15 protein-coding genes and 2 tRNA genes are annotated in these 21,526 nt (G+C 70.1%); 7 read left to right on the top strand and 10 right to left on the bottom strand.

Annotated elements, in window-relative coordinates; genetic code table 11:
* Positions 1-81: 81 nt before the first annotated feature.
* Genes ACFM35_RS15255 through ACFM35_RS15245 form a run of 3 tightly spaced genes read right to left on the bottom strand, consistent with a single transcriptional unit; the run spans position 82 to position 2,640 of the window.
* The gene (locus ACFM35_RS15255) at positions 82-1,377 is read right to left on the bottom strand and encodes an FAD-binding oxidoreductase (RefSeq protein WP_378843568.1); all 1,296 of its coding nucleotides are present in this window, start codon (positions 1,375-1,377) and stop codon (positions 82-84) included.
* A gap of 1 nt (position 1,378) precedes the next feature.
* Complete coding sequence (locus ACFM35_RS15250; protein ID WP_378843566.1) at positions 1,379-2,158, bottom strand: SDR family oxidoreductase; 780 nt, start codon at positions 2,156-2,158, stop codon at positions 1,379-1,381.
* A complete protein-coding gene (locus ACFM35_RS15245) occupies positions 2,155-2,640 on the bottom strand; it encodes a MarR family winged helix-turn-helix transcriptional regulator (RefSeq protein ID WP_378843564.1) in 486 nt (161 codons plus the stop codon). The genes ACFM35_RS15250 and ACFM35_RS15245 overlap by 4 nt, the downstream gene beginning before the upstream one ends.
* A 177-nt stretch (positions 2,641-2,817) precedes the next feature.
* Here ACFM35_RS15245 and ACFM35_RS15240 point away from each other — a divergent pair, with 177 nt between their 5' ends.
* From ACFM35_RS15240 to ACFM35_RS15230, 3 genes are all read left to right on the top strand, one after another.
* The gene (locus tag ACFM35_RS15240; protein WP_378843562.1) at positions 2,818-5,694 is read left to right on the top strand and encodes a glycoside hydrolase family 9 protein; all 2,877 of its coding nucleotides are present in this window, start codon (positions 2,818-2,820) and stop codon (positions 5,692-5,694) included.
* Between the two features lie 148 nt (positions 5,695-5,842).
* Complete coding sequence (locus ACFM35_RS15235) at positions 5,843-6,862, top strand: NAD-dependent epimerase/dehydratase family protein (RefSeq protein ID WP_378843560.1); 1,020 nt, start codon at positions 5,843-5,845, stop codon at positions 6,860-6,862.
* A gap of 35 nt (positions 6,863-6,897) precedes the next feature.
* Entirely contained in the window at positions 6,898-8,154 is a 1,257-nt protein-coding gene (locus ACFM35_RS15230) for a maltokinase N-terminal cap-like domain-containing protein (RefSeq protein ID WP_378843558.1), read from the top strand.
* A 1-nt stretch (position 8,155) separates the two neighbouring features.
* On the opposite strand, the gene treS is transcribed toward ACFM35_RS15230, so the two are convergent.
* The 6 genes from treS to serS form a co-directional block, all read right to left on the bottom strand.
* Positions 8,156-10,459: a maltose alpha-D-glucosyltransferase gene (gene treS / locus ACFM35_RS15225; RefSeq protein WP_378843556.1), complete on the bottom strand. Its 2,304-nt coding sequence runs from the start codon at positions 10,457-10,459 to the stop codon at positions 8,156-8,158.
* A gap of 200 nt (positions 10,460-10,659) precedes the next feature.
* Positions 10,660-10,748, bottom strand: a tRNA-Ser gene (locus ACFM35_RS15220).
* A gap of 134 nt (positions 10,749-10,882) precedes the next feature.
* Positions 10,883-12,163: an LCP family protein gene (locus tag ACFM35_RS15215; protein ID WP_378843554.1), complete on the bottom strand. Its 1,281-nt coding sequence runs from the start codon at positions 12,161-12,163 to the stop codon at positions 10,883-10,885.
* Between the two features lie 54 nt (positions 12,164-12,217).
* A tRNA-Ser gene (locus ACFM35_RS15210) sits at positions 12,218-12,302 on the bottom strand.
* Between the two features lie 159 nt (positions 12,303-12,461).
* Positions 12,462-13,382, bottom strand: a complete 921-nt coding sequence (locus ACFM35_RS15205; RefSeq protein WP_378843634.1) for an HAD family hydrolase — start codon at positions 13,380-13,382, stop codon at positions 12,462-12,464.
* A gap of 41 nt (positions 13,383-13,423) precedes the next feature.
* Positions 13,424-14,689: a serine--tRNA ligase gene (gene serS / locus ACFM35_RS15200; protein ID WP_378843552.1), complete on the bottom strand. Its 1,266-nt coding sequence runs from the start codon at positions 14,687-14,689 to the stop codon at positions 13,424-13,426.
* A gap of 76 nt (positions 14,690-14,765) precedes the next feature.
* Here serS and ACFM35_RS15195 point away from each other — a divergent pair, with 76 nt between their 5' ends.
* From ACFM35_RS15195 to ACFM35_RS15185, 3 genes are all read left to right on the top strand, one after another.
* Positions 14,766-15,761: a diacylglycerol/lipid kinase family protein gene (locus tag ACFM35_RS15195; protein ID WP_378843550.1), complete on the top strand. Its 996-nt coding sequence runs from the start codon at positions 14,766-14,768 to the stop codon at positions 15,759-15,761.
* Positions 15,762-15,827: 66 nt separating this feature from the next.
* Complete coding sequence (locus ACFM35_RS15190; RefSeq protein WP_378843548.1) at positions 15,828-17,234, top strand: cryptochrome/photolyase family protein; 1,407 nt, start codon at positions 15,828-15,830, stop codon at positions 17,232-17,234.
* An 88-nt stretch (positions 17,235-17,322) separates the two neighbouring features.
* Entirely contained in the window at positions 17,323-18,381 is a 1,059-nt protein-coding gene (locus ACFM35_RS15185; RefSeq protein ID WP_378843546.1) for an LLM class flavin-dependent oxidoreductase, read from the top strand.
* 14 nt (positions 18,382-18,395) lie between these two features.
* Here ACFM35_RS15185 and pheA read toward each other — a convergent pair whose 3' ends face one another.
* Positions 18,396-19,364: a prephenate dehydratase gene (pheA, locus tag ACFM35_RS15180; protein WP_378843544.1), complete on the bottom strand. Its 969-nt coding sequence runs from the start codon at positions 19,362-19,364 to the stop codon at positions 18,396-18,398.
* A gap of 231 nt (positions 19,365-19,595) precedes the next feature.
* On the opposite strand from pheA, the gene pgm reads away from it, so the two are divergent.
* On the top strand, positions 19,596-21,239 hold the full coding sequence (gene pgm, locus ACFM35_RS15175) for a phosphoglucomutase (alpha-D-glucose-1,6-bisphosphate-dependent) (RefSeq protein ID WP_378843541.1): 1,644 nt from the start codon (positions 19,596-19,598) through the stop codon (positions 21,237-21,239).
* Positions 21,240-21,526: the final 287 nt, after the last annotated feature.

Genomic DNA, 21,526 nt, shown 5'->3' with positions numbered 1-21,526 from the left:
TATCGCGGCACTGTAGGAAGGAAACGATGCCGCGGATCAGGGGCTTGCGCACGGTGGCGGACTGCCGTAAAAGCGCCTCGACTATCGCGGTGATGCGCCCGCCGGCGAGACGTCGAAGTTCTGCGAGAACACGTCATCCGGGTCCCAGCGCTTCTTGATCCTCTGGAGGCGGGCGAGGGTGGCGGGCGGGAACGCCGCCTCGACGTCGGCGGCGCGGTGGGTGGACTCGAAGCTGAGGTAGAGGCCGTCCAGCGTCGCGCGCACCGGAGCCCACGCGTCGTCGAAGGCCGGCCCCGGCCGGGTGGAGACGGCCGTCACCGAGAAATTCTGGTGTCGGTGGGCGTAGGCCGTCGCGTCGGCGGCGACGTCGTTGATCGCGCCGCCTGCCGACCTGATCTGCACCATCTCCGCGCGACCTGATGCGAGAAGCTCCGCGAGACCACCCGACACGGCCTCGTCGAGGTGGTCGGCCAGACCGGAGTGCATGGCGGCGCCCTGCTGCCCGCTGTGCGGGGCTCCCGAAGTGAGCGGCACGTTCGCATAGGCGGTCATACCCGCTCGCTGTCCGGCGAGACGACGCAGCCGCGTGAACGGCTCGAGCGCAGCGCTTGCCGCGTTCGCATCGTCACTCGCGAACACGACCGTCGCCTGCGCGAACGGCCGGGCGCCGGCCCCGACGTAGAGGAACGCCGAGACCTCACGCGGTGCGGCTTCGACCACGTCGCCCCACGAGCGGAGGAATGCCGCAGCATCCGTCATCTCGTAGGCGAACGTGGCCTGCGCGACGACCGGTGTCATTCCCGCCTCGAACTCGAACGAGGTGACGATGCCGATGTTGGCGCCCGCGCCCCGCACCGCCCAGAACAGATCGGGGTGCTCTTCGGGGGATGCGCGCACCAGGCGGCCGTCGGCGGTCACGATGTCAGCCGCCCGCATCCGATCGACCGTCAAGCCCTGCAAGCGCCCCAGCAGCCCGATACCGCCGGTGGTCGCCAGGCCGCCGACTCCGACATCGCCGGAGTCGCCCGAGGTGAGAGCCAGGCCCCAGTCACCGAGACCGTGTGCGACCTGAGACCAGCGCGCACCGGGCCCGACGAGCACTGTCGCCCCGCCGAGATGATCCACCCCGTTCAGGCGGCGCAGGTCGATGACGACGCCACCGTTGTTCGTGGCGATGCTGCTGATGCCGTGGCCACCGCTGCGCACCGCGAGGGGCCCGCCCTGGTTGCGAGCGAACGCGAGGGAGCGCGCGGTCTCGCCCGGCGTGCGCGGGAGCAGCACTGTCGCGGGCGACCCCTTCGCCGAGTACACGTGCCTGACCCGTTCGTAATCGGTCCCGCCAGGACGCACGACCTCGATGTCCTCGATCGTGTGCACGTCAGAACCTGACCGATCCGGCGACCGGTCCGGTCGCCTTCTCGACGTGGTACTGCAGGGCGATGCCGACCAGGGGACTCGTCGCCGCGACGAGGCCGGCAATGTGTGCGCCGATCTCCTCGCCGTCGAGCCAGCCGAGGTCGTCGATCCCCGCCGCCCGGCGTGCGCGCGTGCGGACCACGCCGAGCACCACCTGATAGACCCGCGGCCCACGGCTGCCGAGCTCGGCGGCGATCGTCCGCGTCAACGACTTCGTGGCGGCGGCGCTCAGCGCGATGCCGGCTCCGCCCGGGAACGCGAGGTCAGCGCTCATGCCATTCAGCTGCAGCACGATGCCGGACTTCTTCGTGTGTGGGACGAAGGCGCGGAGCAGCCGGAACACGCTCGTCAGATTGCCGGCGATGAGGTCGTCCCACTCGGCATCCGTCAGTGAGAGTGCGGGCTTGCGGCCCTGCTCGCCCCACGACGCGACGCTGATGACGACGCCGTCGAAGGGTCCGTAGCGCTCGGCCAGACGGGCCGCTTCATCGTCCAGGCCGTCGCCGGCGGCGTCGAGCACCTCGGTGACCAGCCGTCCACCGCCCCCCACGGTCGAGATGTTCGCCACGAGGTCCGCCAGTCGCGACAGGTCTCGGCCGGTCGCCACGACCGTCGCGCCGTCGGTCACGAGAGTGCGGACCACCCCTTCGCCCACTCCCCCGGAGCCGCCGATGACCACGACGACCTTCCCGGTCAGATCGGGTCGAGCGCCCTCCCATGCGAACTGCGTGCGTTCCGTCACTTCGTCTGCCTCTCCTTCTGCGAACCCGCCGAGCCGGTTCTCTCCGTTGCACGCGCATGGTCTTCCAGCGCTGCCAGCACATCATCGAGGGCGGCAAGCTGCGCCTCGTCGAGCGCGTCCGCGAACCAGAGCCGGGCCGCTCGCAGGTGCGGTCCGACCGCCTGCCGGTGCGCGGCGAGTCCGGCATCCGTCATGGTCACCGTCGACGCGCGACCGTCAGCGCCGGCCTCCGCCACCCGGAGGATCAGCCCGTTGCGCTCCAGCCGTCCGAGTTGGTGCGCGAGTCTGCTGGATTCCCAGCCCATCGCCCGCGCGCACTCCGAGGGACGTGCGGATCCTCCGAGCTCGACGAGGTGCGCGAGAACGGCGAACTCAGAGTCAGACAGGCCGGCGTCGGCCTGCAGCCCCCGTCCCACTTCGCGGCGGAGCACCTCGGTCACGGTCTGCAGGCGCTGCCAGACGCGCAGTGCCTCCGGAGACATTTTTGCTGACATGTCAGGTATAACCGCTCGCCACACGGATTATTCCGACCCGACGGAGCCCGTCCGGTTCTTTCGCGCGAGCTCCTAGACAGTCGCCGGCACGTCCGACTACCCTGGGAACTTCCTATGAGAGCGCTCCCACTTGCGTTCGCTTCCCCCGGATCCATCGGAGACACCGTGGTCTCAGCACCCTCTCGCTTCACTCGTCTGGCCGCAGCCCTCGGCGCGAGCCTCCTCGCGACCTCGCTCGTCGCAGTCGCCGAGCCCGCCGCCGCGGCCCCGATCGAGCAGGTACCGGGCGGTGACTTCGCCGACGGCACGCTCGACCCGTTCTTCGCCACCGCCGGCACCCCCACGATCACCGCCGGAACACTGTGCGTCGACCTGCCGGGCGGATCCACGAACCGGTGGGATCAGATCATCGGCGTCAACGGCATCGTCATCGATGCGGGCACGACGTACACGATGTCGTTCGACGCGAGCTCATCGTCCGGACGACCGATCCGCGCGATCATCGGCGACGACGACGCGCCCTACCAGGTGCTCCTGGAGCAGAATCCGACCCTCACCCCCGACCTCACCCGCTACGAGTACACCTTCACCGCCGCGAGCGGCTTCGACGGGGGCGCAGACGGCTCGGAGACTCCGCCCAGCGGCCAGGTCGCGTTCCAGGTCGGAGGCTCGCCCGATCCGTGGACGCTGTGCCTCGACGACGTGTCGCTGCTCGGCGGCACCGAAGAGGAGGCGTACACGCCCGACACCGGCTCCCGCGTGCGCGTCAACCAGGTCGGCTACCTGCCGGACGCTCCCAAGCGCGCCACGCTCGTGACCGACGCGACGGCGGCCGTCGGCTGGGACCTGTCCCGCGGGGGCGTGAGCATCGCAACGGGCGAGACCGTTCCCGCGGGCGTCGATCCGACAGCGGGTCTGAACGTGCAGGTGATCGACTTCAGCGAGGTCACGACCCCCGGCACCTACACCCTGACCTCGGACGGGGAGACGAGCTACGAGTTCACGATCGGCGCCGAGATCTACCAGCAGCTGCGCGTGGACGCGCTCAACTACTTCTACCCCGTGCGCAGCGGCATCGCGATCGACGGATCGATCATGGACGGCCAGCCCGATGCCGCCGAATTCACCCGCGACGCGGGCCATGTCGATGACCCGGACAGCTCCCTGGTCGGCGACAGCGCCAACAAGGGTGACCTCGACGTACCGTGCCTGTCACCCGCGACCGAAGGCGAGTACTGGATGTACGGCGACTGGTCGTGCGACTACACGCTCGACGTCGTCGGCGGCTGGTATGACGCCGGCGACCACGGCAAGTACGTCGTCAACGGCGGTATCGCCGTGTCGCAGCTGCTCAGCACATACGAACGCACCCGCTACAGCCCCACGGGCACCGCGTCGGCTCTCGCAGACGGCACGCTGAACGTGCCCGAGAGTGCGAACGGCGTTCCCGACGTCCTCGATGAGGCTCGCTGGGAGCTCGAGTGGATGGCGAGCATGCAGGTTCCGGCCGGTGCGCAGTTCGCGGGCATGGTCCATCACAAGATCGCCGACGTCGATTGGACCGGACTCCCCCTGCTGCCCTCCGACGACCCACAAGCCCGGTACCTGCACCGGCCGTCGACCGCAGCGACGCTGAACTTCGCGGCGGTCGCCGCGCAGGGCTCGCGCCTGTGGGCGCCGTACGACGCCGAGTTCGCAACGAGCCTGCTGGCCGCCGCACGCGTCGCGTGGGCGGCCGCCGTCGCCGATCCGGCCGTCTTCGCTCCCGCGCCCAACGCCGACCCGAGCCCCGGAAGCGGTCCCTACGACGACGACGAGGTCGGCGACGAGTTCTACTGGGCCGCCGCTGAGCTCTTCCTGACCACGGGAGAGCAGCCGTTCGAGGATCGCGTGCTCTCCAGCCCGTTCCACACGGCCGACATCTGGGGTGCGGACGGCTTCGACTGGGGCCACACGGCCGCCTTGGCGCGCCTCGATCTCGCGACCGTGGAATCCGACCTCCCCGGACGGGAGCAGGTGCGCGACTCGGTGATCGCCGGGGCGGACCGGTATCTCGCATGGCAGCAGGCCCAGCCGTTCGGGACGACCTATCCCGGCCTCGACGGTGGCTACCAGTGGGGTTCGAACAGCATGGTGCTCAACAATCAGGTCGTGCTGGCGACGGCGTTCGACCTCACGAGCGATCATCGCTACGCCGACGCCGTCGTCGAGGCGATGGACTACCTGCTGGGACGGAACGCACTGAATCACTCGTACATCACGGGCTACGGCGACGCGTTCTCCGAGAACCAGCACAGCCGGTGGTTCGCGGATTCCATCGAGCCGTCCCTTCCGAACCCGCCGCGCGGATCGGTCGCCGGCGGGCCCAACTCCGATACCGGCACGTGGGATCCGGTGATCAGCAGCACCTATACGCCCGCCCGGATGTGCGCGCCGCAGTTGTGCTATCTCGATGACATCCAGTCGTGGTCGACGAACGAGATCACCGTCAACTGGAACTCGGCCCTGTCGTGGGTCGCGTCGTTCGTGGCCGATCAGGGTGCCGGCGCGCGCGCCGACGCCGGCAGCGTCGTGCGCATCACGTCTCACCCGCGGGACGCCGCCGTGACGATCGGAGACTCCGCGGTCTTCAGCGCCACCGCCTCGGGAGATCCCGTGCCGACGGCGGAGTGGCAGCGGCTCGTCGACGGAGTGTGGACGCCGGTGGTCGGAGCGACGGGCTCGACGTTCGCGTTCCGCACGGTGGCCGCCGATGACGGCGCGCAGTTCCGGGCCTTCTTCGACAACGGATCAGGAGGGGCCTACACGGATGCCGCGACCCTGGTCGTCTCCGCTGCACCGGTGGTCGAATCACCCGCACCCGGCCCGAGTCCGACTCCGGGTGTCGTCGTCGGTTCGCCCGCCGGCGAGCGCGATGCCGACGGACGTCTCGCACGGACGGGGCTCGCATTCGATGCGGCACCGTGGCTCTGGGGCGGCGGAGCGCTGATCGTCCTGGGCGCTCTCGCGTTCTCGGCTCGCCGGAGACGGACGCCGCGCTGAGTCATCGCCCTGGATCAGGGCTGGGCGCCGTGGGGGCCGGAATCGGCCCGCACGGTCATCCCATCGATCTACGGTGAGACATGAGCACTGATCGACATCCCACCATCCCCGCACGCCTCGCTCCGGTGAAAGCCGCGGGCGGCCACGCATGAAGGTCGTGGTGGTGGGGGCGACGGGCAATGTCGGCACGGCGGTGCTGCGACGCCTGCACGCTGCCGACAGGGTGACCGAGATCGTCGGCGTCGCCCGCCGTGAACCCGACACGGCCTCACCGCCGTACGCGGGAGTGCGGTGGCACGGCATCGACGTCTCCCGGGCCGATGCCGTGGCACGACTGCGGTCGGTGTTCGACGGCGCCGACGCGGTCATCCACCTCGCGTGGGCGCTGCAGCCGAACCACGATGAGGGTGCGATGCGGGCGACGAACGTCGGTGGCACGGCCCGCATGCTCGCCGCGGCGTCGGCAGTGGGGGTCCCCCACGTCGTCGTCGCGTCGTCGGTGGGCGCGTACAGCTTCGGGCCGAAGCGCCGCAGGGTCGACGAGTCGTGGCCCACGGGCGGCATCCCCACCTCGCACTATTCGCGGCACAAGGCGGCCAACGAACGTGCCATGGACGAGTTCGAGCGTCGCCACCCGGAGGCGATCCTCACCAGGGTGCGCCCGGGTCTCGTGTTCCAGGCGGCAGCAGGCGCGGAGCTCGCGCGCCTCTTCCTCAGACGCTGGATACCGGTGGGCGTTCTCCGCACGTGGCGACCGCCCGTCCTGCCGTTCCCGAGTCAGGCGATCTTCCAGGGCGTCCACGCCGATGACCTCGCCGATGCCATCTGGCGCATCGTCGACCGCCGGGCCGGTGGAGCGTTCAACATCGCCGGCGAACCCGTCCTGGACCCCCCGACCGTGGCGCACACGATCGGGGCGGGGCGCTGGGTGCCGATGCGCGGCCGTGTGGTCCGTCTCCTCGTGGAACTCAGCTGGCGGCTGCGGCTGCAGCGCACCGACGCGGGGTGGATCGACATCGCCACCCAGGTGCCGGTGATGTCGACGGACCGCGCGCGGCAGGTGCTCGGGTGGGACCCCGCGATCTCGGCCACGGACGCACTCGCCGAGGTGATCGACGCGATCGCGGAAAGCCGTCACCATGGCGGCTCCCCGACCCTGCACGGCTGAACGCCCGTCAACCCCTTTCTTCTGCGGCGGCAACCGTGTCATGGTGGAGCGTGCAGCAGACGGATGATCTCAGCGCCTGGGTGGCGCAGCAGCGGTGGTACGCGGGCAAGAGCCACGAACCGGATTTCCGGATCCTCGACGTTCAACCTGCTCCCTCGGCCACGCGATATCTGCTCATGGACGATGCCGGCTCTTCTCCCGCTCTCTACAACGTGCCCCTCGCGCGCGTCGCGACGCCGGCGCCCACGGATGAGGTGATCGGCCCCGATGGGGACGGCTACCTCGTCGACGCTGCCCGGCAGGCGGACTTCGCCATCGGGATGCTCGCCGAGACCGGGGTGGTCGTGAGCCGGGTGACGGGCGCGCGGGTGCTCACGGGCGAGCAGTCCAACACCTCCATCGTGTTCGACGAGGACGGCCTGCCGACGATCATCTTCAAGCTCTTCCGGACACTTCATCACGGCGAGAATCCCGACGTCACGGTTCAGCGGGCGCTCAGCGAGGCCGGGTCGCCGTTCGTGCCACGGTTCTTCGGCAGCGTCGACGCCGAATGGCCGGATGTCGGGCGCGAGTCCGGTGTCGCGCGGGGCACTCTCGGTTTCGCGCAGGAGTTCCTTCCCGGTGTGCGCGACGGGTGGTCGATCGCGCTCGAGGCAGCCCGCGCGGACTCCGACTTCACGGGTGCCGCCCGCGACCTCGGCACCGCGGTCGCCCTGGTGCACGACGCTCTCGCGACAGCTCTCGATACGACGGTGGCCACCCCGGAGGACGTGACCCTCACAGGTGCGGCCTGGCGACGTCGTCTCCGCATCGCCGCCGCCGAAGTGCCCGCCGTCGCCGACCGTCTGTCGGCGATCGACGAGCTCTACCGCGAGGCACTCGAGCGCCCGTGGCCGCTGCTGCAGCGCATCCACGGAGATCTCCATCTCGGGCAGGTGCTCGCCGTCCCGGACGGCGGATGGCGCATCGTGGACTTCGAGGGCGAGCCCCTCCGGCCAATGGAGGAGCGCGCGATCCCCGACCTCCCGCTCCGCGACGTCGCAGGCATGTTGCGCTCGTTCGACTACGCGGCCGCAGTCGCGGGCGGGCCCGGCGCCGACGACTGGGCGACGGCCTGCCGGACCGCCTTCTTGGATGCGTACAGCCACGCGGCCGGATCGATCGACCTCGATCCCGTGCTCCTGCGCGCACTCGTCCTCGACAAGGCCGTCTACGAGGCGATCTACGAGGCGCGCAACCGTCCCGACTGGCTCGCGGTACCGCTCGCGGGCATCGACGCCGCGCTCGCCTGAGTCACTCGGCGCCGGCCTCCGCGCTCTCCAGCGGCTTCAGCACGAGGAACTTCGCCCCGTAGGCGGGAAGCGAGACGGCGAAGCTCTGCAGATCGTCGACGCGTCCGACGATGTCGCCGGACGCGGCATCCATCACATCGCTCTGCGGCACGAGCTGTTCGGAGCGCACCGTGCCCTCGATCGCCTCGGCGGAGAAGTTGAGGACCGTCACCTGCATCTGCGCATCGGCTGCGGCGTCGCCGTTGTCGAGACGGTGCACGAGTACCAGCATCCCCGCGTGTGCGACTTCGGGGATGTCGACCTGCGTGGCCGTCGCGATGCCGTACTCCCGCCGGAGGTCGAGCACACCGGCCAGCTTCGAGGCGAACGAAGTCGGGTCGTCGAGTTGCGCGGGAAGCGGACCGTACAGCGCCCGCCCGCGCGGCATGCCGGCCGCCGAGCGCGTGGCTCCCGGATCGACGTCGAGCAGATCATGCGCGCCGCGCTCGATCCACCGCGTGTCACCGGCCGAGAGGAGGTCCGCGACCTCGCGGGAGGGGACGGTGAGCATGCCCGTCAGGTCCCACCCGGAGAGCGCGAAGACACCCGGCTGCCACGCGTTGTAGGCGCAGAGGAGAAGATGCGCATCACGGATGGCCGGCACGTCGGCGTCGGTGATCTCGTCGAGTCGCGAGGCGCCGCGCGTGGCCGCGATGAGTGATGTCGTCGTGCAGGCGATGCCGTTCTGCGTGAAGACGCGGTTGAAGTCGGCCGAACCGGTGAGGCTCTCGGTGAGGTCGGCCCGCACCTCCTCGGCGAGCTGTCCGCCCGTGATCTCCCGCCCGCGGAAGCGGAACAGGTCCTCGCCGTGACGCGTCGCCCAGTGCACGAGCTCGTAGGTGAGCTCGTCGTGGTTCTGCAGCCCGTGCACGAGCTGCACGGGTGCGACGCCGAGCTCGAGCGAGGTGGTGAGCGCCAGCCGCAGGAATTCGGTCTGCCCCGTCGCGAGCGCGTGATGGTAGCCCGGGCGCCCGATGAAGTCGTACGACAGATCGGCGCCGACGGCCCCCGTGTCGCGGATGTCCTCGATCGTGAGGTTGAGCTCCTGGAAGGTGAAGCCACCGACCTTGCGGACCATCCCGGCGATGATGTGGTTCGCCGCGTGGGAGAGCGGATGCCCCTCCGACCATGCGGGCAGACCCTCGGCGCTCTTCTCCACGCCCAGGAATCCGTTGGCGTCGAGGCGCAGTGCGCTCGTGCCGAGCTCCCCGAGGGAGTGCAGGGCATCGCCGATCACGAGGCGCATACCCGCGAACGTCGGGTCGAGCCAGTTGATCGACGGCTGACCCTGCTTGAAGTAGTGCAGATAGACCCACCGACGGGTGATCCCGTCGGGTCCGATGGCGGGGGCCGTCGCGCTCCAGTTCGTCTCCTTCACGCCCGGCGTGTAGAAGATGACGCGCTGGAGTGCGCCGATGATGTACCCGCGTTCGGCGAGCTCGTGCTCGGTCGCCGGGTCGAGGTTGACGCTGTCGACCCCCTCGGGCACGTCGGGCAGCCGCGACCAGTCCTCGGGCGGGATCTCGATCATGTGGTAGATCCCGGGATAGTCCTTGAAGCCCATCTCCGCGAGGCGGAAATCGGCGCCCTTGCCGGTGTGCCCGGGCACGATGTCGTCGATGACGCTGCCGCCGTGCGACTCTGCGACGTCGCACAGCGCGCGGAACTCGTCCTCGGTGCCGAACGCAGGATCGATCGACGTGCTGATGCGGTCGAAGTGCCCGTCGACGCTGGGGGTCTCGAGCCACCCGGCGATCCCGCCCGCGCGCTTCACCGGGCCGGTGTGTATCGCGGTGATCCCGACGCGCTCGAACGCCGACCACAGCTGGTCGTCGCCGAGCGCCGAGAGGAACGACTGCCCCGGCCGCGTGATGAACGAGATCGGATAGGCCGTGAACCACACATCGCTGGTGGCGATCGCGCGTCGCGCGTCGGGACGCGCGTAGGGATTGCGCCACATCGCCGGCTGCCCGGAGAGCTGCCGGGCGAGGACGTCCGCGTCTTTCAGCATCGACTGCCGCACGAGCCACTCGACGTACGACGGGTTGGTGCCGTTGGCCGTGCGCGGATCGGTCGTGATGCGGCGGACGCTCCCCCCGCGGAAGTGGTCACGCGGCCGCAGCCGCCTCGGCCGCGCGGGATAGCGCTGCTCGTCGTAGGTGATCTCGTTCTTCTCTGAGTCGTTCTCCCCGTCGGTCGTATCCGTGCGAGGGAGGTCGATCGGACCGGTGTACAGATCTTCCGGTCGGAGGTCGTTGCGCGCCATACCTCCACGTTACGGACTGCGCCACCCCACGACGAGCAATGGCGCGCATTCCCGTGCGGGAGTATCGGCGAATGGATCGGGACGAGGCTCGCGCGCAGTTCGGGGGCTCGATGCGTCCGGACCACGGGCGCCGCACGACACCGATCATGAAGGCACATGAGGGCCGTCACGAAAAGCCGTCTGACCGGGCATTCTCAGTGCGGAGACGGAGGGATTTGAACCCTCGGACCCCTTGAGGGGTCTCCACCTTAGCAGGGTGGTGCACTAGGCCGAACTATGCGACGTCTCCAGTCAGGCGACGCTCGAAAGCGCGCACCTGCGCTCAGCAATCATAACCGCTGCGGTCCGCTCAGACGAACGCCGGCGCCGCTCGGGAGGAGGAGGGACGGATGCCGCGGCATCCGTCCCTCCTCCTCCCGACCGTCATTCGCGGAGGTTGCCCGCCGAGCAGGTCTGCGTCGCGGCGTTCTGTCCGGGCACGTCGCTCGGCAGCACCGCTGCGGTCTCGGTCGGCGCGGGCGTGGCGCCCGGATCCGTCGTGGCGGCGGGGTCGGGCGTGACCGGCTCGGTCGTGGGCTCCGGGCTCACGACGATCGAGCCGCCGCCCGCGTCGACGTCGCTGGTGAGCTGCAGCGGCTGATTGGCCGCGAGAGCGTCCAACAGCACCTGCGCCGAGTCGTAGTTGGGTACGACGCGGTTCGCGTCGTACGGGTCGGTCTGGACCGGGTACTGCACGAACACGATGTCTTCGAAGGGGACGCTCTTCACGGCCAGAGCGATCTGCACGAGCGTGAGCGGGTTGGTCAGGCTCTTGCTCGGGGTGATGTTGTCGACCGCCGTCGTAGCGAGCTTGTACAGGGTCGCGGGGTTCGACAGCACCTCGTCACTGACCAGCTTGTGGGCCAGCTGCGACATGTACTGCTGCTGGTTGCTGATGCGCGCGAGGTCGCTGCCGTTCTCGAGGCCGTGGCGCGTGCGCAGGAACTGCAGCGCCTCGAGGCCCTGCACGGTGCGTTCGCCGGCCGGCCAGTCGATGCCGGTGTAGCTGTCGCGGATGCCGCCGTTGCCGATGCAGACGCTGACACCGCCGATCGCGTCGGTGATATTGATGACGCCGCCGAAGTTGACCTTCGCGGCGAAGGGGATGTTGATGTCGGTGAGCTGCGAGATGGTCTTCGCGACGCAGGACAGCCCGCCGTACGAGTAGGCGGAGTTGAGCTGCTGCTTCGTCATCGCGGCGTGCTCCGTGCCGTCCTCCTCCGTGCACGCGGGGATCGGCATCATGAGGTCGCGGGGGAACGAGATCACCGTGACGCGACGGGGGTTGTCCGAGATGTGCATCAGCAGGTTGACGTCGTTCAGCTCCCCGCCGGCGTCGGCGCCCGTGCATCGGTCGCCGAAGTACGCGGCGAACTCGGGCAGGCATTCGTCGGTGCCGGTGAGCAGCACGTCGATGCCGCCCTCGATGGCTCCGATGTCGGGGGGCACAGGACTCTGGCCCTCGAGGGCCACGGCGTCATCGGTGAAGCTCGCGGTCAGGTCGTAGGCCGCGTACGCGGCGACGCCCGCACCCGACACCAGCACGACGGCGAGCATAACGCCCACGATCTTCATCAGCTGGCTGAACGGATGCGGCGACTTCAGGGCGCCGTGACGTGCGACGGTGCGGCGGCCACGTGTGCCGGGCTTGGTCGACTGACTCACTCGGGTCCTCTCGGGGCTGAACCAGGGTGCGCTCGGCACACCCTGGTTCCACTGCGGAGGGTGTGGGATTCGAACCCACGGGACATTGCTGCCCACTGGTTTTCAAGACCAGGTCCATCGGCCGCTCGGACAACCCTCCCGATCAATGCCGAGGCATTCACCGAACAGTGCCCGAGTCTAGTCGACGGCCCTATCCCGCCATTGTCCCCATCGTGGCTGGGGAGGTGCTGAACGACGCACCGGGAGATTCCCCGGTCTCATCGGCGCTTCTCCCGCGACGTGCACCGGATCCGGGTCCTCAGAGGGCCTTCAGCACGGCGGCGACGCCACCGTCCTGCACCGACGAGGTCTGCTCGCCGGCGGCATCGCGCACCTCCTGCGGACCCTGCGCCATCGCCACCGCACGACCGCCGTTCTCGCGCGCCCACCGGAACATGCCCACGTCGTTGCGCCCGTCGCCGATCACCAGCACGTGCGCCGGGTCGACGCCGAGCCAGCCCCGCACGAGCTCCAGAGCCGACGACTTGTCGACTCCCATCGGGGCGATGTCGAGCCATGCGGTCCACCCGATCGCGTAGGAGACCTGGTTCAATCCGATGTCCTCGACGAGCTTCATGAAGTCGTGCTCATCCTGATCGGGCGAGACCACCACGACACGACTCACCGGTGCATGCGACAGTTCGTCGAACGTCACCCGCTTCGCGTCGCTCATGTTCCAGTCCTCGAGGTATTCGGTGTAGAGCCGGTCGCCGTTCTCGAGCTCGACCATGTAACGCGCGTCCGGAAGATGCTCGCCCAGGAGCGTCAGCACCGCCGTGGGGTCGAAGGTCTCGGTGTGGAACCGCTCGTACTGCTCGCCGTCGGCGTCGGGCTCGTCGAGCCGGCGCATGATCACGGCGCCGTTGGAGCACACCAGATACTCCGGCTCGATCTCGAGCAGGCGCTGGATGCCGCGGGTGCCGCTCCAGCTGCGCCCCGTCGCGAGCATGACCTCGTGACCGGCGGTGTGGGCGTCCTCGACCGCCTGCAGGACCCCGGGGCTCAGCGACTCGTCTTCGAGCAGGATCGTGCCGTCGATGTCGAGCACGATCAGCAGCGGGTCGGTCGGAGTCGTCGGGTCCGCAGCATCCGCGGCGATCTCCTCGACGAGTTCGGCAGCCTCGGACGGCGCCACGACCTCCACCGAGCCGGTCTCGGGCAGGTGCGGGCGGTGGGTCATCGCGTCGACGGGCTCGGGGCTCGCGGTGTTCGCGTCGTCGGTCATCCGGTCGGCTCCATGACCTCGAGGCCGCCCAGGTAGGGCCGCAGCACCTCCGGCACCGTGACCGATCCGTCGGCGCGCTGGTGGGTCTCGAGGATCGCGACGATCCAGCGCGTGGTCGCCAGCGTGCCGTTCAGGGTCGCGACGAAGGACGTCTTCGCGCCGTCCGGCCGGTACCGCACGTCGAGCCGGCGGGCCTGGTAGGTGGTGCAGTTGCTGGTACTGGTGAGCTCGCGGTAGGCGTCCTGCGTGGGCACCCACGCCTCGACGTCGAACTTGCGCGCAGCGCTGGACCCGAGGTCGCCGGCCGCCACATCGATCACACGGTACGAGAGTCCGAGGTCCTGCAGCATGCCCTCCTGCATCTCCACGAGGCGATCATGCTCGGCTTCGGCAGCATCCGGTGTCGTGTAGATGAACATCTCGAGCTTGTTGAACTGGTGCACGCGGATGATGCCGCGGGTGTCCTTGCCGTACGAACCCGCCTCGCTGCGATAGCAGGTCGACCAGCCGGCATAGCGCTTCGGCCCGCGTGCGAAGTCGAGGATCTCGCCCATGTGATAGCCGGCGAGGGCCACCTCGCTCGTGCCGACGAGATAGAGGTCCTGCTCTTCGAGGTGGTAGACCTCGGCGGCGTGCTGGCCGAGGAACCCCGTGCCCTGCATGACCTCGGGCCGCACGAGGGTGGGCGGGATCATCGGGGTGAAGCCCGCGCGCAGAGCCCGGTCGAGGGCCAGCGACATGAGTGCGATCTCGAGCCGCGCGCCGATGCCGGTGAGGAAGTAGAAGCGGCTGCCCGACACCTTGGTGCCGCGCTCCATGTCGATCGCGCCGAGCAGCTCGCCGAGTTCGAGGTGGTCGCGCGGGGTGAAGTCGAACGTCGGCGGCTCGCCGTGGGTGCGGAGCGTGACGAACGACTCCTCGCCGCCTGCCGGAACGCCGTCGAGCACGACGTTCTCGATCTTGCCGAGGGCCGCGGATGCCGCTTCCTCGGCGGCCGCGACGACATGCTGCGCCGACTTCACCTGATCGCTCAGAGCCTTCGCCTCGGCGACGAGCGCGGCCTTCTCGTCCTTCGGCGCCTGCGCGACGCGCTTGCCGTGCACGTTCTGAGCGGCTCGCAGCTCTTCGAACGCGGTGATCGCAGCGCGTCGTTCGCGGTCGGCGGCGAGCGCCTCGTCGACGCTCTCCGTGGGCTCGCCACGGGACTCCTGCGAGCGCTTGACGAGCTCAGGGTGGTCACGAAGGAGGGCGGGATCGATCATCGTGCAAGTCTATCCAGCGGTGGAGCGGCGGCTTCGGAGCGCGATATCGCCGGATCGTGCCGGATAGTGTGGCCCCATGACCGAGACCGACGCCCGTCAGCGCGCCGCCCTCGTCTACAACCCGATCAAGGTCGACCCCGAGAGCCTGCGCGAGATCGTCACCCGTCAGTCCGCGGAGGCCGGGTGGGCGGAGCCCCTCTTCTTCGAGACCCGCGTCGAGGATCTCGGCGACGGCGTGACGCGCGAGGCGCTGGCCGCCGGTGCCGACGCCGTGCTGGTGGCCGGTGGCGACGGCACCGTCCGCGCGGTGGCGCAGGCGATGAACGATTCGGGCGTGCCCCTGACGATCGTGCCCAGCGGCACCGGAAATCTCCTGGCCCGCAACCTCTCGCTCCCCCTGTCGGTGCCCGAGACCATGGTGCGCGCCGCCTTCGACGGCGACCGGCTGGCGATGGATGTCGGCATCGCCTCGCTCCGCCGCACCGACGGGTCGACCGACCAGTACGCCTTCGTCGTGATGGGCGGTATGGGACTGGACGCCTCGATGATCGCGCACACCAGCGGTGACCTGAAGAAGCGCGTCGGATGGGTCGCGTACGTCGACGGCGCCGCCCGCTCACTCGTCAAGGCGAAGCCGTACCGGATGATGTACCAGCTCGACGGGCACCGACTGCACTCGTCCAAAGTGCAGAGCATCATGTTCGCCAATTGCGGCAGGCTGCCGGCGGGACTCGACCTCATCCCCGAGGCGTCCGTCACCGACGGCGAGCTCGACATCGTCATCTTCCAGCCGAAGAACGCCCTGGGATGGCTCCTGGTCTGGCGGCGCGTCGCGTGGGACAACTCGTTCCTCCGCCGCTTCCGCGCCGGGCGCCGGGTGCTGGCACTGCGCACGAAGGACAACGCCGTCGTCTACGCGCGCGGCACCGGCATCGAAGTGGCCGCGGGCACACCGCAGCCCGTGCAGCTCGACGGGGACGAGTTCGGCGAGGCGGTCCGGGTGTGGTGCCGAGTGGATGCCGGCGGCCTGATCGTCGCGCTCCCGCGCGGCCACTCCGTCTCGGCGCTCTGAGGACCCCGCGGCGCGGGATCGTGTCAAGCCCGCCCGAGCCGGCCCCGAAGCGGGAAGAATGAGCGGATGCCCCGCCCTTCACTCGTCTGGTTCCGCGAAGACCTCCGACTGGCCGACAACCCGGCCCTGCGCGCCGCCATCGACCGCGACGAACCGGTGATCGCGCTGTACGTCCTGGACGAGGAGTCCGAAGGCATCCGACCGCTCGGAGGCGCGATGAAGTGGTGGCTGCATCACAGCCTCGCGTCGCTCCGCGATCGCATCCAGGAGCGCGGCGGGGTGCTGGTGCTCCGGCGCGGGCCCGCTGCCGACGTCGTGGCCGAGGTCGTGTCCGAGGTCGACGCGGGAGCCGTGTACTGGAACCGCCGCTACGGCGGTGCCGAGCGCGAGATCGACACGGCGCTCAAGACCGCCCTCCGCGGCAGCGGCGACGACGGCGAGGGCGATGGCGGGGGCGTCGAAGTGGCGTCGTTCGCGGCATCCGTCCTCTTCGAACCGTGGACCGTGCAGACCGGCTCGGGCAGCTCGTACTCGGTGTTCACGCCCTTCTGGCGCGCCTGCCTGGGGATGCCGGCTCCCCGCGCACCCCTACCCGAACCCCGGCAGCTGCGGGGCCCGGCCACCGCGCCCGCATCGGACGAGCTCGACGACTGGGGGCTCCTGCCCACGAAGCCGGACTGGGCCGGCGGGCTGCGCGACGCGTGGGAGCCGGGAGAGCCGGCGGCACGGGCGCGCCTCCGCGAATTCCTCGACGACGACCTCGGCGACTACGACCGTGCGCGGGACGAGCCCGCGGCCGGCGTCACCTCGAACCTCTCGCCGCGCTTGCGCTGGGGCGAGCTCTCGCCGCACACCGTCTGGCACGAGACCGTGTCGGCGAAGGCCACCGGTACACGCGCGGCGGCCGCGCAGCGGTTCCTCTCCGAGATCGGGTGGCGCGAATTCGCGACCCACGTGCTCTTCCACCACCCCGACCTCGCGACCGTCAACCTGAGGCCGGAGTTCGACTCGTTCCCCTGGCCCGAGCTCGACACCGCCCACCTCGAGGCGTGGCAGCAGGGCAGGACCGGCGTACCGCTCGTCGATGCGGGCATGTGCGAGCTCTGGAAGAGCGGCGCGATGCACAACCGGGTGCGCATGGTGACGGCATCCTTCCTCATCAAGAATCTGCTGATCGACTGGCGCCTCGGCGAACAGTGGTTCTGGGACTGCCTGGTCGACGGAGACGGCGCCTCGAACCCGTTCAACTGGCAGTGGGTCGCCGGCTCGGGTGCCGACGCGGCGCCGTACTTCCGCGTGTTCAACCCCGAACTGCAGGCGCAGAAGTTCGACAAGCACAGCGAGTACATCGGGCGCTGGGCTCCGGAGTACACCGATCCGGATGCCTCGACCCCCGAGCCGATCGTCGATCTCAAGGCCTCGCGCGCCGCGGCGCTGGAGGCCTACGAGAAGGTCAAGAGGGCGTCGCGCTGACACCCGGCTCGAGGCGACCGCGACCCCGCACGAGGTGTGGAGGCGTCGGACGGAATAGAGCGGGTGCCGCGCGCCTTGTGTTGTGGTGATGTCTACGATCGCCGCTCCCGCCCTGTCCGTCCTCGACCTGGTCCCGGTGCACACCGGGCAGACGACCGCGCAGGCGGTCGCGGCCTCCCTCGACCTCGCCGGGCACGCGGACCGCCTCGGGTTCCGCCGCTACTGGTTCGCCGAGCACCACAACATGCCCGCGGTCGCCTCGACCACCCCGCCGGTGCTCATCGCCGCCGCCGCGTCTCGCACCTCCCGGATCCGGGTCGGCTCCGGCGGCGTCATGCTGCCCAACCACGCGCCGCTCGTCGTGGCGGAGCAGTTCGCCGCGCTCGAGGCGATCGCACCCGGACGCATCGACCTCGGCCTCGGTCGCGCACCCGGCAGCGACCCGGTGATCACGCAGCTGCTGCGCATGTCGGGCACCTCCAGCGACGTGGAGCGGTTCCCGCAGCACGTGCGCGACATCCGCTCGCTCATGTCGGCCGAGGGAGCGACCGTGCAGTTCTCGTCCGGCGGCACCTACGACGTGCACGCCACGCCCGCGGCCGCCGGCACCCCCGAGGTCTGGCTGCTGGGTTCGAGCGACTACTCGGCGCAGCTCGCCGCGTCGCTCGGCCTGCCCTATGTGTTCGCGAACCATTTCTCGGGCGAAGGCCTCGAGCGCGCACTCGACGTGTATCGGACGGGCTTCCAGCCGAGCGAGACCCTCGATGCACCGCGCACCTTCCTCACCGTCAACGTCGTCGCGGCGCCGACGGCCGAAGAGGCCGAGGAGCGCTCGCTCCCCAACCAGCGGATGATGGCTCGCCTGCGCACGAACCGGCCGCTCGTGGCCATGGAGAGCGTCGAGCAGTCGCGTGCCGCCGGCGACTTCGACACGATGGCGCAGTCGGTGATGGCATCCGCGCGCTCGAAGTGGTTCGTCGGAACGGGGGAGACCGTCGCCGCCGAGCTGTCGGCGTTCGCCGCCCGCTGGGACGTCGACGAGGTCATGCTGTCACCGATCGCCGGCGGCTACGACGGAGAGCCGGTGGATGCCGCGCCCGGCCGCATCCAGACCCTCGAGCTGGTCTCGGCGGCACTGGCCGCCTGACGCCACCGGCCGGGCTACGCCTCGGGCTCGCCGCTCACGAGACCGCGCAGCCACTCGCGCGCCTCGACGAACACATCGTCCGAGTACCGGTCGGGGTAGCGCACGAGGGCGCGGTCGGCCCGCGGGTACGAGCCGAGGAAGATCACCCGGGGGCTGAAGCGGCGGAGTCCGAGGAGCGCGTCCGCCATCCGCTCGTCGCTGACGTGGCCGTCCGCGTCGATCACGAACCGGTACCGCCCGAGCGCATCGCCGATCGGCCGTGACGCGAGCAGCGACAGGTTGATGCCACGCGTCGCGAACTGCTCGAGCATCTCCAGGAGGGCGCCGGGATGATCCTCGGGCAGCTCGACGATCAGCGAGGTCTTGTCGGCGCCGGTCGGCGGCTGCGGCGCGGAGGTGCGGCTCACCAGGACGAACCTCGTGACGGCGTTCGGGTTGTCGCCGATGTGCTCGGCGAGCAGTTCGAGGTCGTAGTGCTCGAGGATTCCGGGGGGCGCGATCGCGGCATCCGCATTGCTCGTGCCGTCGACCAGGCCGACGGCGCTGGCCACATTGCTCGCCGCGGGCAGGTGCGCGTGCGCCGGGAGCGTCCGCGTGAGCCACTGCAGGCACTGGCCGTAGGCGACCGGGTGCGCGGCGACGAGCGACACGTCCTCGAGCCGCACACCGGGCTGGGCCACGAGGACGAAGTTCACCGGCACGAGGTATTCGCCGACGATCCGCAGGCCCGGGATCGTCGCGAGGGCGTCCTGGGCGGTCGACACCCCGCCGTCGACGGAGTTCTCGATCGCGATCATCGCGGCGTCGGAGCGGCCGTCGATGACATCGGCGAGCGCTTCGCCCACGTTGCGGACCGGACGCCACGTCTGGTCGCGCGCCTCGGGCACCTGGGCGAGGGCGGCCTCCGTGAAGGTTCCGGCCGGCCCCAGGTAGCTGTACGTGCGGCGGACGCGGGGATGCACACCGGCGGGGTCGGACGTCACGATCGCCAGCCTAGCCGCGCGGGTGAGGTACCCCGCCCACGAGGTGCCCAGCTTCTGCACCGCGGTGCAGGAGTGGTGCTGGCGCCTCCCCGGTGTGGACTCCCACACCACGCTGCAGTACGACGGGACGCAAGAGTGGCACGACGATGAGGCGGGGCGGTCGCGGGATGGGAGAGCGCGCCGCGCGATCAAACATGGGCGCGACGCCGCCGCCGGTGCAAGGATGAACCCATGAGCCGCGCAGGACAGCAAGCCGAAGCATCCGATCTGATCGACATCGACGAACTCATCGCCGCCTATTACGACAGGAAGCCGGATGCCTCCATCCCGGCGCAGCGTGTCGTCTTCGGCACGAGCGGGCACCGGGGGTCGTCGCTGTCGACCAGCTTCAACGAAGACCACATCCTGGCCACGACGCAGGCCATCATCGACTACCGCATCGGTCAGGGCATCAGCGGCCCGCTGTTCCTCGGCCGCGACACCCACGGACTGTCGCTGCCGGCGGAGCGCAGCGCGATCGAGGTGCTCGTGGCCAACGGCATCGACGTCCGCGTCGACTCCCGCGACGCGTGGGTGCCGACCCCGGCCCTCAGCCACGCGATCCTCGCCTACAACAAGGGCCGCGCGCTCGATGACCCGGGCCGGTCGGACGGCATCGTCGTCACGCCGTCGCACAACCCGCCGCGCGACGGCGGCTTCAAATACAACCCGCCGCACGGCGGGCCCGCCGACACCGACGCCACCTCGTGGATCGCCGATCGTGCGAACGAACTCATCGTCGCGGGACTCGACGGCGTCAAGCGCACCCCGTTCGCCGACATCGACGCCGACACGCTCGGCACCTACGACTTCCGCGACGGCTACGTCCGCGACCTGTCGAACATCATCGACATCGACGCGATCCGCACGGCGGGCGTCCGGATCGGGGCCGATCCCCTGGGCGGAGCATCCGTGGAGTACTGGGCGCTGATCGGCGAGCACTACGACCTCAACCTGACCGTCGTGAACCCCGACGTCGACCCGACGTGGCGCTTCATGACCCTCGACTGGGACGAGAAGATCCGGATGGATCCTTCGTCGCCCAACGCGATGGCCTCGCTCGTCGCCAAGCGCGGCGACTACGACCTCCTCACAGGCAACGACGCCGACGCCGACCGGCATGGGATCGTCACACCCGACGCCGGGCTGATGAACCCGAACCACTATCTCGCCGTCGCGATCGACTACCTGTTCTCGCATCGACCGGACTGGCCGACGGATGCCGCGGTCGGCAAGACCCTCGTGTCGTCGATGATCATCGACCGGGTCGCCGAATCGCTCGGCCGGACGCTGCTGGAGGTGCCGGTCGGCTTCAAGTGGTTCGTGCCGGGGCTGCTGGACGGCTCGGTGGCATTCGGCGGCGAGGAATCGGCGGGCGCGTCGTTCCTGCGTTTCGACGGCAGTGTGTGGACCACCGACAAGGACGGCATCCTGCTCGCGCTGCTCGCGGCCGAGATCCTCGCGGTGACGGGCAAGACGCCGTCGCAGCGCTACGCCGAGCTCGAGGGCGAGTATGGGGCATCCGTCTATCAGCGCGTCGACGCCCCCGCGACGCCCGCGCAGAAGGCCGCGCTCGCGAAGCTCTCGCCCGACGCGGTGACGGCGACCGAGCTGGCGGGTGAGCCGATCACGGCCAAGCTCTCGCACGCCCCCGGCAACGGCGCCGCGATCGGCGGCCTAAAGGTGCAGACCGAGCATGCGTGGTTCGCCGCGCGCCCCTCGGGCACGGAGGACGTCTACAAGCTCTACGCGGAGTCGCTGCGCGGGGCCGATCACCTGCACGAGGTGCAGGAGGAGGCCCGCGCCGTCGTAACCGAGGCGCTCGGCGACGCCTGAGGGCCGGCCGCGGGCCCGCCCCGGGCCGGTCCCGCACGAACGGTCGTGTCCTGGCCCGGTCCCGGTCCCGGTCGTGTCGCGTCCCGGCCCGGCCCGGTCCCGGTCGTGTCGTGGCCCGGTCCCGCGCGAACGGTCGTGTCCTGGCCCGGTCCCGCGAACGGTCACGATACGCCGTACCGGCCCCGACGCGCGCCGGCGCAACGGCGAGTCGTGAACGTTCGCGACCCGGCCGACAGGTACCTGCGGCCGACGGGAGCTCTCGGCCCGGCGCCGGCCCGCCCGGGCCC

The sequence above is a fragment of the Microbacterium songi genome (assembly GCF_042747925.1).
Lineage (GTDB): Bacteria > Actinomycetota > Actinomycetes > Actinomycetales > Microbacteriaceae > Microbacterium.
The sequence above is the reverse complement of the archived record's forward strand: the minus strand, read 5'-3'. Positions and strand labels throughout refer to the sequence as shown.

Bases quoted from the DNA above. Each gene is read 5' to 3' on its own strand.
- ACFM35_RS15245 (WP_378843564.1), bottom strand. From the start codon at position 2,640: ATGTCTCCGGAGGCACTGCGCGTCTGGCAGCGCCTGCAGACCGTGACC.
- ACFM35_RS15205 (WP_378843634.1), bottom strand. From the start codon at position 13,382: ATGACCCACCGCCCGCACCTGCCCGAGACCGGCTCGGTGGAGGTCGTG.
- ACFM35_RS15190 (WP_378843548.1), top strand. From the start codon at position 15,828: ATGCCCCGCCCTTCACTCGTCTGGTTCCGCGAAGACCTCCGACTGGCC.
- ACFM35_RS15185 (WP_378843546.1), top strand. From the start codon at position 17,323: ATGTCTACGATCGCCGCTCCCGCCCTGTCCGTCCTCGACCTGGTCCCG.
- ACFM35_RS15195 (WP_378843550.1), top strand. From the start codon at position 14,766: ATGACCGAGACCGACGCCCGTCAGCGCGCCGCCCTCGTCTACAACCCG.
- pgm (WP_378843541.1), top strand. From the start codon at position 19,596: ATGAGCCGCGCAGGACAGCAAGCCGAAGCATCCGATCTGATCGACATC.
- serS (WP_378843552.1), bottom strand. From the start codon at position 14,689: ATGATCGATCCCGCCCTCCTTCGTGACCACCCTGAGCTCGTCAAGCGC.
- treS (WP_378843556.1), bottom strand. From the start codon at position 10,459: ATGGCGCGCAACGACCTCCGACCGGAAGATCTGTACACCGGTCCGATC.
- ACFM35_RS15235 (WP_378843560.1), top strand. From the start codon at position 5,843: ATGAAGGTCGTGGTGGTGGGGGCGACGGGCAATGTCGGCACGGCGGTG.